This is a genomic window from Nocardia sp. NPDC059228 (genome assembly GCF_042754245.1).
GTDB lineage: Bacteria > Actinomycetota > Actinomycetes > Mycobacteriales > Mycobacteriaceae > Nocardia.
Window position 1 is genome coordinate 20,043 of the sequence record NZ_JBHZAL010000054.1, and the last position, 12,838, is coordinate 32,880.

The 12,838-nt window shown below is 66.0% G+C and carries 7 protein-coding genes and 1 tRNA gene; 5 read left to right on the plus strand and 3 right to left on the minus strand.

Annotated features, from left to right (window positions below):
• Positions 1-33: 33 nt before the first annotated feature.
• Complete coding sequence (locus ACFXKA_RS39945) at positions 34-2,787, plus strand: AAA family ATPase (RefSeq protein WP_379431421.1); 2,754 nt, start codon at positions 34-36, stop codon at positions 2,785-2,787.
• Positions 2,788-2,803: 16 nt separating this feature from the next.
• Here ACFXKA_RS39945 and ACFXKA_RS39950 read toward each other — a convergent pair whose 3' ends face one another.
• A complete protein-coding gene (locus ACFXKA_RS39950) occupies positions 2,804-3,589 on the minus strand; it encodes an alpha/beta hydrolase (RefSeq protein WP_379431422.1) in 786 nt (261 codons plus the stop codon).
• A gap of 148 nt (positions 3,590-3,737) precedes the next feature.
• On the opposite strand from ACFXKA_RS39950, the gene ACFXKA_RS39955 reads away from it, so the two are divergent.
• Positions 3,738-6,449 carry an ATP-binding protein gene (locus ACFXKA_RS39955; protein WP_379431423.1) on the plus strand — a complete coding sequence of 904 codons (2,712 nt, stop codon included), beginning with the start codon at positions 3,738-3,740 and terminating at the stop codon, positions 6,447-6,449.
• An 8-nt stretch (positions 6,450-6,457) separates the two neighbouring features.
• Here ACFXKA_RS39955 and ACFXKA_RS39960 read toward each other — a convergent pair whose 3' ends face one another.
• Positions 6,458-9,217 carry an AAA family ATPase gene (locus tag ACFXKA_RS39960; RefSeq protein WP_379431424.1) on the minus strand — a complete coding sequence of 920 codons (2,760 nt, stop codon included), beginning with the start codon at positions 9,215-9,217 and terminating at the stop codon, positions 6,458-6,460.
• A 185-nt stretch (positions 9,218-9,402) separates the two neighbouring features.
• Here ACFXKA_RS39960 and ACFXKA_RS39965 point away from each other — a divergent pair, with 185 nt between their 5' ends.
• The 3 genes from ACFXKA_RS39965 (at position 9,403) to ACFXKA_RS39975 (ending at position 12,171) form a co-directional block, all read left to right on the plus strand.
• Positions 9,403-10,242, plus strand: a complete 840-nt coding sequence (locus ACFXKA_RS39965; protein ID WP_379431425.1) for an oxidoreductase — start codon at positions 9,403-9,405, stop codon at positions 10,240-10,242.
• A 54-nt stretch (positions 10,243-10,296) separates the two neighbouring features.
• Positions 10,297-11,154 carry an SDR family NAD(P)-dependent oxidoreductase gene (locus ACFXKA_RS39970; protein WP_379431426.1) on the plus strand — a complete coding sequence of 286 codons (858 nt, stop codon included), beginning with the start codon at positions 10,297-10,299 and terminating at the stop codon, positions 11,152-11,154.
• Positions 11,155-11,370: 216 nt separating this feature from the next.
• Complete coding sequence (locus tag ACFXKA_RS39975; RefSeq protein ID WP_379431427.1) at positions 11,371-12,171, plus strand: SDR family NAD(P)-dependent oxidoreductase; 801 nt, start codon at positions 11,371-11,373, stop codon at positions 12,169-12,171.
• A 285-nt stretch (positions 12,172-12,456) separates the two neighbouring features.
• On the opposite strand, the gene ACFXKA_RS39980 is transcribed toward ACFXKA_RS39975, so the two are convergent.
• Positions 12,457-12,556, minus strand: a tRNA-OTHER gene (locus tag ACFXKA_RS39980).
• Between the last annotated feature and the right edge of the window lie 282 nt (positions 12,557-12,838).

The following is a 12,838-nucleotide window of genomic DNA, read 5'->3' on the forward strand; positions in this document are numbered from 1 at the left end:
ACACAGTCGTAGATAGGAAGAGGGCCTGTCGAGATGGAATCGGAAAACACGACGATGGTCGGACGAGAGGTCGAGCAGGCGCAGCTGCTGGCCTTCGTCTCGTCTACCCCGGGCCAGGCGCTCATCCTGAGAGGGGAGGCTGGGGTCGGCAAGAGTTCGCTGTTGAGCCATGCTGCCGTGACGGCCGAGCACGTGGGCCACACCGTCGTGCGGGCCGCCGGGGTCGAAGCCGAGTCGCAACTGCCTTACGCGGGGCTGCATCAGATCCTTCATCCACTGCTCACTGAGATCGGCGGGCTGGACGAAGGGAGCCGAGCGGTTTTCGACGCCGTCTTCGGCGGAGTGCAGAGCAATCCGCCATCGGTCATGACGCTCGGCATCGCGGTTCTGGCTCTTCTTTCCCTGGCCAGCACACGCCAGCCGATGCTGCTGGTCCTCGACGATGGCCAGTGGCTCGACGATTTCAGCGCGGACGTCTGTGGTTTCGTAGGCCGACGCCTGGCCGGTAGCTCGGTGAAGCTGCTTGTCGCGATCCGCACCGACATTGTGTCGCGCTTCGACACTGCCGCACTGCCCGAACTGCCGGTTGCCGCGCTCTCCGATGCCGATGCGGCACGCTTGCTCGATCGGCGATACCCGAACCTGGACAAGTACATTCGCCGCACGGTGTTGGAGCAGGCACAGGGCAACCCCCTGGCACTGGTGGAGATGCCGGTCTATTTGGCTGACCAGTTGGGCGAGTTGCCGTTGGATGACTTCGGCCCGCATGGCGGGTCGTTGCCGCGTCGGCTCGAGCGTCTGTTCGGCGCACGGATCGCCGCCCTCGACGAGGGCGTGCGGAACGAGCTGCTGATGGGTGCCCTCGACGGCGCTGGGACCCGCTCCGACTCGGACACGATTATCGGTGTCCGCTACCGAATGCGCGATGCCGATCAGGCCGTGGCCGCGGGGCTGCTGGATATCGATTCGGCCACCGGTGAATTGGTCTTCCGGCATCCGCTGGTGCGTTCCACGATCGTGCAGCTGGCTACGCCCAACCAGCGCCGCGCCATACACCGGACATTGGCGCAGATCCACGAGGGGAATCTGGAGCGCCGGGCGTCGCATCTGGCGGCGGCCACCGTCGATCCCGACGAGGAAGTCGCCGGTGTGCTCGAGGCGGCAGCCGAGTTGGCGACCCGGCGTGGGGGCGCTCTGGCGGCCGTGACCTGGCTGACCCGTGCGGCCGAGCTCAGCGAGAATCCCGGCGAGCGGTCGCGGCGATTGGCTGACGCCGCGTTCGTGGCCGGTCACGCGGCACGCCTCGGGCAGGTCGACCGCATCGTCCGCTCCGGCCTCGCGCCCGGCGCGACGGAATCTCCGGCCTCGGTGTTGGCCTACGCCTACCAGGCGCTCTACCAGGACGGGGATGTCCGCTCCACTCACCGACAGGTCTCCGCCGCGATCGTGAAGCTGCGCGATGCCGGGACAGCTGACTCCGGTGAGGTCCGGACGCGACTGGTAATTCTGTTGCTGGCGATCAGTCAGTACGCCGGAGACCGCGCGACGTGGGAGCGTACGCATGAACTCCTCGCTTCGCTGGGCGATTCCATCACTACCCCCGAGCGGATGTATAGCGCCGTCTGGAGTGATGTAACCCGTCACGGAGCGGTCTGGGCGGGACCGGTGGAACAGGCCACGGCGAATCTCCCGGACCTGGAACCCTGGGAAGTCGGCCGCCTCGCCGTGGCGGCGTATCACCTCGACATCCTGAGCCAGTACCGTCCGTACCTTCAGCACATCGTCGATCGTGAGTTGCGGACGGGTGCCGTGGCCAGCGGCATGGTCATGCTGCACCTGGTAATGCTCGACCAGATGGCCGGCGGTGAATGGGACGAGGCGGAGGACACCGGGCAGCGGAGTCTGGAACTCGCGAAAGAGCACGGACACGACCTGTTCGCCGCACAGAGCCGCGCTTATCTGGCCCAGCTCGCGGCGCTGCGCGGGAAGTCCGGTCAAGCACGAGACCTGCAAGCGGAGGCGGACGCATGGGCACGCCCCCGCGGACTGGGATTCATCACCCAGGTCGCCGACTCCGCGGGTGCTATCGCCGGGTTGAGCACTGGAGACTACGAGGCCGCATACCTGTATGCCATCGGCATCACCTCGCCAGGAACGTTGCGACCCTATGCCTATCAGGCTTCGCGTACGGTCCTGGATCTCGTCGAGGCCGCCCACCACACCGGCCGCGTCGACCAAGCCCGCGCGCATGCCCTGGCCGCCCGCGATGCCGGGCTGCCGGACATTTCGCAACGCCTGGCGCTGATCACCTACGGCGCACTGGCGATGACGGCCGAGAGCGAACGCGAAGCTGAGGAGATGTTCGCCCGGGCCGAATCGCACCCCGATGCCGAGCGGTTTCCGTTCGAGCTGGCCCGGATTCGGCTGGCGCACGGGATCCGGGTGCGTCACGTCCAGGGCAGAGCCGCGGCTCGGCGATACCTGGTTCCGGCATTGGAGGCGTTCGAGCGGCTCGGCGCGGCGGGCTGGGCGGAGCGGGCGCAGGCCGAGGTGCGCGCCACGGGCACCCCGCCGCGCGCCTCGACACTGAACCTGGCGTCGTTGACCTTGCAGGAACGCCGGATTGCCGATTTGGCCGCCGCCGGATTGACGAACAAGGAGATCGGTAAACGGATGCATCTGTCGTCACGCACGGTCAGCTCACACCTGTACCGGATCTTTCCCAAGCTCGGCATCACGACCCGGGCGGCTCTTCGCGATGCGTTGACCCGGACAGCGGACGTCTGACGCCAGCGCTCAGCGCTTATGCGGTCACGGCTGCGATGCCATTGGTGGTCAGCCATGTCAGGACATAGTCGGCGACCGAACGCCAGCCGCTGTCGAATGCGAGCGAATGGCCTCGATCAGCGAACTGCTTGAGATCGGTGACGGCTGGGGAATCGCCGTACAGCTTGTACACCGAGCGGGTAACGGCGTCCGGGACCATCCGGTCCTCCTGCCCTGAGATGAGCAGCAGGGGTCCTCGCTCAGGGTTTGCGGTGTTCACCACGGTGCGAGCAGGACCGGTCGCCGTGGGACCGAGCCCGAGATCCGACAGCAGCTGGACCGGTATCGGGACCGCGTACTGCTCGAAGAGTCGCTCGGCTTCCTCGTCATCGACCGCATTGGCGACTGCGTTCCGGAACTGTGCCCGCAACAGCAATCCCGAATACTGTTGCCATGCTCGGGGACTGCGGGTGTCGCCCAGCGGTATCCCATTGATGGGCAATGGTGCGAGGGCGACCGCGGCACGGCCGAGGCCGACTCCGAGAAGTTGCTGGGCGATCAGACCGCCGACGGAGTGTCCGACGAGGACCGGCGGGTTGTCGTACGAGCGGACGATCCGCTCATAGTGAGTGGTGAGTGCTCTGAGCCCAAGGCTGTCCAGTGGGCCCGGGTCGGCGCGGACTTGTGCGGCGGTGGCGGATTCGCCGGGCCAGCTCGGGATCCTGGCCGCGAAACCGTGTGAGGTGAACTTCTCTGCCCAACCGTCCCATGACGACATGTGGAAACATGCACCGTGGATGAGGACTACATGGGTTTGTTTCACGGACCGACCTTCCGGTGACAAACGGCGACCCCGCCGCTGGCGTAGTGGCATTCCGTCCAGGATCACCGAGTTGGAACTCGACGAAAACCGTCGGATGACTTAAGAAGTGACTCGCGAACATGCGCTTTTCCACCGCTGAAGGATCGTGATGTTGTTTGGCCGACGCGCCGAGTGCGCGAGATTGGATGCCCTGCTGAAGGAGGCTCGGGACGGACACAGCGCCGTGCTGGTCGTCCTCGGCGAGGCAGGCGTGGGGAAAACCGCGCTGCTCGACTACGCCCTGCACGCCGGTGCCGATGTTCGAATCTTGCGAGTCGCCGGGGTCGAGTCCGAGATGGAGCTGCCCTACGCGGCCTTGCACCAGTTGTGTATGCCAGTGCTGGACATGGTCGACCACCTGCCGACGCCCCAGACCGAAGCGCTGGCAACGATTTTCGGGTTGCGCGGTGGTGAAGCGCCGAGTCCGTTTCTCGTCGGGCTCGGCGTGCTCAATCTTCTCGCCGAAGCGGCGCGCGAGCAGCCGCTGTTGTGTGTGGTGGACGACGCGCACTGGCTCGATAACGCCTCGGCGCAAGTGGTGGCGTTCGTGGCGCGTCGGCTGCGGGCCGAGTCGACGCTCATGCTGATCGCCAGCCGCGAGCCGATCGCGAGCATGCATGGTCTGAACGAGCTGATGGTTCCGGGCCTCGGCTCGGACGCCTCCCTCCAACTTTTGAATTCAGCGTTGCGGTGGCCGCTCGACCGAGGTGTCCGGGCCGCGATCCTCGCGGAGGCCAGGGGTAATCCGCTGGCACTGCTGGAACTCGCGGTGGCCTCGCCCGACCGGCTCGCGGGCGGGTTCGGTCTCATCGACGCTTCCCCATTGTCGGGACGCATCGAAGACAGCTTCCGAAGCCGGATCGCCGAGCTGCCCGCCGACTCCCGGGAACTGCTGCTGCTCGCAGCCGCCGACTCGACCGGTGATCCCGTGCTCCTTTGGCGGGCCGCGGCAGCGCTCGGGCTGGGTCCCGCAGCCGCGGATGCGGCTGAAGAGGCGGAGTTGCTCACCATCGGAGTACGGATCGCGTTCCGCCATCCGCTGGTACGGTCTGCCGTTTATCGCGCTGCCGAGACGGACGCCCGCAGGCGGGTCCATCGGGCTCTGGCCGAGGCGACGTCACAAATGGCCGATCCGGACCGCCGCGCCTGGCACCTCGCCCATGCGGCCGAAGGCCCGGACGAAGCGGTGGCCGCGGAGTTGGAGACCTCCGCGAACCGAGCACAGTCCCGCGGCGGATTAGCCGCCGCGGCGGCGTTCCTCGAGCGGGCGGCGGCCTTGACGGCAGACCCGGCATTGCGCGCCGAGCGCGAACTCGCGGCAGCCTCGGCCAAGTACCACGCCGGTGCGCCGGAGGGGGCTCGGATCCTGCTCGACCGGGCGGACTCCGGCCCGCACGACGAGCTGCGCTCAGCCCGAGTCGGTCAACTGCGTGCGTATATGGCCTTCGCGACCGGCGACTCCGCCCGTGCCCCGGTGCTGCTGCTGGAAACGGCGCAACGGTTCGAACAGCTCGATCCGGTTCAGTCGCGCGACACCTACCTGGATGCCATCACCTACGCGTTGCTGGCCGGCCGGTATGCCGACAAAGCGACTGTGAAAGACGTAGCCGCCGCAGCGCTATCGGCGCCACGCTCTCGACTGCCTCCACGTGCGCAAGACCTTCTGCTCGACGCATACGCGGTGCTGTTCACCCAAGGCCACGGTGCGGGGACACCGTTGGTGCGGCGGGCTCTGGACGCGTTTCGCGGTGACGAACTGTTGGTCGACGATGCAACTCGCTGGCTCGTCATCGCCGCACACGGCGCCTACGAGGTCTGGGACGACGCGGCCTGGGAAGCGATCACTGAACTGAACGTCAGCCATACCCGGGAAACCGGCGCACTGACCATGCTGCCGGTTGTGCTGACGCAACGAATCGCCGCGCACCTTCACACCGGCCAGTTTCAAGCGGCGGCTGACTTGCTCGCTGAGTCCGAGATCGTCGCCGAGGCGACCAGGATTTCCCGCCCCGCCTACGACACCGCGGCGGTAGCCGCCTGGCGGGGTAGGACCAATGCCCTCGACCTGATCACGGCCGCCGGGCGAACCGCGGCCGAGCGCGGCGAGGGCCTCGGATACACCCTGGTCAACTATACGAACGCGGTTCTGCACAACGGTCTCGGCCGCTTCGCCGAAGCGAAGGATGCGGCCGTGCTGGCGACCGCTGACCCGCGAGAGACAGCCTTCGCGGCCTGGGCTCTCAGTGAACTCGTCGAGGCGGCGGTCCGATGTGGTGACCAGGCCCTGGCGGAGAACGCGATGGATCGACTGACCGCGACCACCGGGCCCAGTCAGACCGAGTGGGGCCTGGGCATAGAGGCGCGTTGCCGCGCTCTCCTCAACGACGGTCCCGCAGCCGAGCGGCTATATCGCGAGGCGATCGAACGGCTCGAGCGCAGTCGTGGCGTGGTGGCGCTGGCCAGGGCACATTTGCTCTACGGCGAGTGGCTGCGCAGGCAGGGTACTGGAACGGAAGCCCGCCGCGAGCTGAACACGGCGCATTCGATGTTCGTCGAAATCGGTGCCGAAGCATTCGCTGAACGCGCACGCCTCGAACTCGCGGCATGCGGCGTTTCGGTGTCGCGAACGTCCACGCGGCCGACAGCGGAGCTCACCGAGCAGGAACGCCGAATCGCCGAGCGTGCACGCGCCGGACGTTCGAACGCCGAGATCGGGGCAGAGCTGTTCCTCAGCGCGAGAACGATCGAGTGGCACCTGCGCAAGGTGTTCACCAAACTCGGGATCAGCTCACGTCGAGAACTGCTCAGCGTGCTCACCTAGCTCGGTTCTCACAAGTCCACATATATGGATCGGTTCGGGGACAGGGCACTGTCGAGTTCACGACGGGAGGAGACTCCCAGCTTGGTGAACACCTTGCGCAGGTGCCACTCGACGGTGCGGGGACTGATGAACAACTCGGCTCCGATCTCGGCGTTCGCATGTCCCGCAGCTGCGAGCCGAGCGATCTGGGCCTCCTGGGGAGTGAGGAGCGAAGTATCGACCGTCCGTTTGCGAACAGTCTCACCGGTGGCGAGCAACTCCCGTCGAGCCCGTTCGGCGAACGCCTCCATATCCATGGTCACGAATGCCTCATGGGCGGTGCGGAGTTCGATACGAGCTTGCGCCCGCCGGTTCCGGCGACGCAGCCATTCGCCGAGGAGCAGCCGAGTACGGGCTTCGAGGACGCCGAGCCCGCCTTCGCCGAAATGGTCGATGGCCTCGCGATAGCGTTCTTCGGAGCGCTCGGTCACGCCGGCGGCTCCGGGCTGTTCGGTGAGCGCCTCGGCAAGCGCACGTGCCCCTTTGGCCCAGGGTGTGGCCGTCTCGGCCCAGTCGGCCAGTTGATCGCGAGCCTCGGCTGCGATGGAGTGTTCACCGACACGAACCGCCGCTTCGACGAGTTCGCACAACGCCCAATGATGCAGAGCGAAGTCCCGAAATTCGAGGGCGGACCGGGCGGCTTCCAGTGCGGCCGAATAGTTTCCGAGACCGTTGTGAAGAACCGCACGGGCGCAGCCCGCGACGCCGAGGAGCCGACCCAGCCCGCGCTGCCGACCGTCGCGTTCCATCATCTCGATCGAGCTCACCGCCTGTCGTTCGCGCCCCCGGTACGCGCTGAGCATGGCCGGCGTGACCGTGGACCCACTCGTTCGCATGGATTCCTCCGCAGCCGCCGCTTCGGCCAGCAAGTCCTGGGTCTCGGAGAATCGCCCCGCGTGGATCAGGGCGATGATGCGATAGGTCAGCGAGGTCGGGATGAGCGACAGCGTTCCGGTCGCTCGGGCAGTGGTGGCGGCACGCTCGGTGATGCTGAGACAAGTCTGGAGGTCTCCCAACTCCACTGCGGCGGCCACCGCAAGCCACAGCACCCCGGCTTCGCCGTCGGCGGCGTACTCGTCCAATGCCTGCCGCAGAAAGGGAGCCGCGGCACCTGAACCATCGGTGGACCAGGTGACGAACGCACGCAAGAAGGCCGCCTCCGTGTCGTCCCCGGGCGGCAAGGAGCGGGCGGTCTCGACCGTCAGACGCAGACCGTCAGGTTCGATCCGGCCGGCCCACATGGCCGCACCGAGCGCGGACAGGCATGTCTCACGTGCGGAGGCCGGAGCGACTTCCTGCAGCTGGGTGGTCGCGGCGAGCAGCGACTGCACCGCACCGAGCCCCGGTTTGGCCATATACGACGCCAGCGCTCGCAACCGCGTGGCCTCGGCCTGGTGCAGCCGGTCCAGTGGACTCAGCTCGGCGGCGGCGAGTAGATCGGGCACTTGGGAAGGCACACCCGCCGCGAGGTAGGTACCGGCGGCCGCCAGCGCACGACGCGCCCGCTCATCCCGATCGGGACTCAGTGCGGCAGCGCGTTCCAGAAAGCTCGCGGCGGCCGCCCGACCGCCGCGCGCCAGGGCTCGGTCGGCCGAGCGCTCCAGCGCGGCGGCGACCTGCTCGTCCGGCCCCACCGCGGCGTGAGCCTGGTGCCAGGCGCGCCGGTCCGGATCGCGTTCCGCGTCCGTGGCCTCGGCGAGCGCCTGGTGCGCGGCGCGCAGCGTAGCGATATCGGCGCTGCGCCACAGGGCCGAACGCACCAGCGGATGACGGAACCGCACCGGGGCGGACAACGTGATCAGATCCGCGGCCTCAGCCGGTGCCGCGGCTTCGAGCCCGATACCGAGCAGGCCCAGGGCGCGCCATAGCAGCGGGCCGTCGCCGACCGGCTCGACGGCCGCGACCAGCAACAAGGTGCGGGTGTCGGTCGGCAGTGCATCGATCCGCCGACGGAAGCCGTCCTCGACCCGCGTCGCCAAAGGCGCGCCACCGGGACCGCCGAAACCGAAAGCCAGCTCGGTCGGCGACAGGCCACGCGGAAGCTCCAGCAGCGCAAGCGGATTCCCGCCGGTCTCCGCGACGATCCGGTCTCGTACGCGAGCATCGATCGGTCCGGGTAGTGCACTGTCCAGCAGTGCCCGAGCATCCGCGTCAGCGAGACCGCGGATCGGAAGGTCTGGCAGACCGGAAAATCCTTCATCCGCCGACACATCGGTTGCGCGCACCGCAAAAATCATTGCCACGGACTCGGTGTCGAGCCGCCGCGCGACGAACGCCAGGATCCTGTGAGACATCAGATCCAGCCATTGCGCGTCGTCGATCAGACACAACAGCGGAACTTCGGACGCGGCCTCGGCGAGCAAACCGAGGACAGCCATCCCGACCAGCAACATCTCGGGTGGATTCCCTGCGCTCAGGCCGAAAGCGACCCGCAACGCGTCCTGGTGAACCTGCGGCAGACGGTCGAGGTGTGGCAGCAGCGGGGCACAAAGACGTTGCAGGGCTGAATATGCGAAGTCGGCCTCTGCTTCGACTCCGGCCGTGCGAACTGTCTGCATATCGGTCGCGTGTGCGGCCAGGTGATCGAGCAGCGCCGACTTTCCCACACCGGCTTCACCGCGCAGCACCACTACCGCGCTGTGACCGTCGCGCACGTCACGCAAGAGCCGGTCCAACGCGTCCAGCTCCCGAAACCGACCGATTAGCTGGTGTTTCACATCCTGCCGCATGTCACCCCCGGTAGAAGTTCCTCCCGGAGGAGCTTCGCCCATCCTACGAACTGCCGAAAACCGCATCGATCGGCGGTTCGCCGAGGGCCGTGGTGACTCAGCGCCAGATGACTGATGTGCAATGAGCCCAACCGAAGCGACAGTGGTCCCACTGGGTTATCGACACACTTCGAAAGGGACCGAATATGTCTCGTACATGGATGATCACCGGCGCCTCCAGGGGCTTCGGTCGGCGCTTGGCAGAAGCGGTTCTGGCTAGCGGGGACCAGGTGCTCGCCACGGCGCGGCGACCGGAACAGCTGGCTGATCTGGTCTCTCGCTATGGGCCACAGGTTCGTACCGCGGCGCTGGACGTCATCGACGCGGATGCCGCCCGAGCCGCGGTGGACAGCGCGGTGGCGGCGTTCGGGCGACTGGATGTGGTGGTGAACAACGCCGGATACGCGAACAGCGCCCCCATCGAGGAAATGTCCGAGAAGGACTTCCGCGAGCAGTTCGAGGCGAACTTCTTCGGAGTCGCAAACGTCACGCGGGCCGCGCTGCCGGTGCTGCGCAAGCAGCGGTCGGGAACCTTCGTACAGTTCTCGTCACTGGGCGGCCGAGTCGGTGGCACCCCGGGAATGGGCGCCTACCAGAGCGCGAAATTCGCCGTCGAGGGCTACTCGGAGGTACTGGCCAGTGAGGTGGCCCCATTCGGGGTGAAGGTCATCATCGTCGAGCCCGGCGCGTTCCGAACCGACTGGCAAGGCTCGTCCATGGAGCTGCACCCGGTAGGGCCCGACTACGAGGAGACCGTCGGCGCCATGAACCGATACCGACAGGAGAACAACGGCAACCAGCCCGGAGATCCGGCGCGTGCTGCCCAGGTGATCATCGACGTTGTCGGCCAAGACAATCCGCCACGTCGGCTGCTGCTCGGTGCCCAGGCCGTAACCGCGGCCCTCAAGGCCGGCATCGACCGGTCGGAGGAGACACGGAAGTGGGCCGAGGCCAGCGCCGCCGCCGACTTCCCCGCAGCGGAATGACGGCATCCGCTACCTACCGATCACAACCAATTCGCTTCGCAGGGAGTACTTTTCATGAACCGTAAGACATGGTTGATCACCGGCGCCTCGAGTGGGTTGGGCAAGGCACTTGCCGAATATGTCCTGGCCCGTGGGGATCAGGCTGTACTAGCCGCGAGTTCGACGGCCAGCACCACAGAATTGGCATCGCGTTACCCGGAAACCGCACTGGCACTCAAACTCGACGTCACCGATTCCGAACACCGCGTCAACGGAGTCCGGACCGCCCTCGACCGCTTCGGCGCGATCGACATCCTGGTGAACAACGCCGCGATCGATTTCATCGGCGGCTTGGAGGAACAGGACGAATCCGACTACCGCAGACTGTTCGAAGTCAACTTCTTCGGCGCCGTCGCTCTGACCCGCGAAGTTCTCCCCAGCATGCGCCATCGTCGCGCAGGCGTCATCGTCAACGTGTCCTCGATGGACGGCTTCGCCAGCCTGCCCGCGAACGGTTACTACTCGGCGAGCAAATTCGCACTCGAGGGCTTCACCGAAGCCCTCTGGCAGGAGATCGAACCGCTAGGACTGCACGCCATGGTGATCCAGCCCGGTTCCTTCCGCACAGGAATCGAGCACCGAACGAAATCCTCCGGCCAGCCGATCGAGGACTATGCGGCCACGGCCGGTGCCTTCCGACAAATATTGGCTGACATTACCCCCGAGATGTTCCCCGGCGACCCGACAAAGGCTGCCGACGCCATCTACGCCAGCGCGACGTCGTCCCAGCCCCGTCATTGGGTCATCCTGGGCAGCGATGCCCAGCGCAGGATCGGCGTCAAGCTCGATCAGCTTCGCGCCGAGTTCGATGCCGGCAAGGACCTCGCGCTGAGTACCGACTTCCCGGGAAGCGCCGAGAACGCCGTGCTTTGACATGGTGAACCCGGGGACGCCAGGCTCGCAGCTCGCCACCTTCGCCGCTCGTCGCCGTAGCCGGGATCAGGGTGCTGATACTTCCGCATCAGCGGGGACTACCCCGGTCCTACCTTCAATCCCCCACTCGGATCCTTGCGACGAACGACTTCGAAGCGCAAAGCGGTGATCGAAAGATCTGCCAAACCAACTCGATATCCAACAAACAGGAGCGAAATGGAACTGAATCTCGGTGGAAAGCGCGCACTGGTGACCGGCTCGAGCGCCGGCCTGGGCGAGGCGACCGCGAAAATGCTGGCTGCGGAGGGCGCGACCGTGATCGTGCACGGCCGCGACGAGGCCCGGACCAGCCAGGTCGCCGACGCCATCCGTGCGACTGGTGGCGTTGCGACGGTGGTGCTCGGGGACCTCACCACCGACGCCGGGGCGGACAAGGTCGCGGAAGCCGCGCTCGCCGACGGCCCGGTCGACATCCTGGTCAACAATGCTGGCTTCTACCGCCACTTGTCGTGGACCGATGCGACCGCGGATGAATGGGCGTTCACCTACAACACCAACGTCGTTTCCGGCGTGCGCATGATTCAACGTCTCGTGCCACAGATGCGCGAACGAAATTGGGGGCGAGTAATCACGATCGGCGGCGGACTCGCGTCACAGCCGATGAACACCCACCCCCAATACAACGCGACACTCGCAGCCCGACACAATCTCGCAGTCTCACTCGCCCGAGAGCTGAAAGACACTCGGGTCACCTCCAATGTGGTTTCGCCAGGCGCAATCCTGGTGGAGGCAACGAAGGAATTGGTGACCGGCATCGGTCCCGCCCGTGGCTGGGGCGACACTTGGGAAGAGATCGAACCCAACGCGGTGAATTCGCTCATCCCCAACGACCGCGGACGCTTCGGCAAGGCCGACGAAATCGCCGCAGCAGTCGCGTATCTGTGCAGCAACTACGCCGAATACGTCAGTGGCGCAACAATTCGCGTCGACGGTGGCCTTATCAAGGGCGCCTTCTAAGAACGGTGCGAGACACCCGGGAAACCACCCAGACCGAAAGATCATGGACGTCAACGAAACTCAACCTGGGCAACCGTCTAGAACCAATGGGCTGACAACCCAGCGATCACAGCCCCACCCGTTCCGCCGCCTTCCGCTCGATACCAGCTGGTAGCGATACATTTCACTGACTCTCGGGCGACTATCGGCACAGCCGAATCGGGATGATGCCAAATCCGCTGCAACAAACCTCGATAAACGTTGAGGGCGATCCTGAAACCTACAGGTCAGGACCGCCCTCGTTTGTAGCGGGGACAGGATTTGAACCTGCAACCTCTGGGTTATGAGCACACAGGAAGCATCCCAGGACCTGTCTCCGGACATGCCCAGCGGGCTTTACCCCCCTCGACGCAGCCTCCCACACTGCCGCGACCCGCGGCATCCGATACGGAAGCCATTGTCTGACCGCACATTTGACGTCCCGACTGAGGTCACTTGAACGCCGACCCGATCACCGCGTTCGAGTTACTCAGGCCGACGATATGCAATATGAACCAAACACACTGAATCCTCATGCCCCACATGAGGAGTAAGGGGACCGACCCCCATCACCGACCTCGGGTCGGCTGGAAGAAAGTCCAGGCCAGAAAGTCGAGCGCAGATCCCGGTCGCCCGCTAACTTGACTCA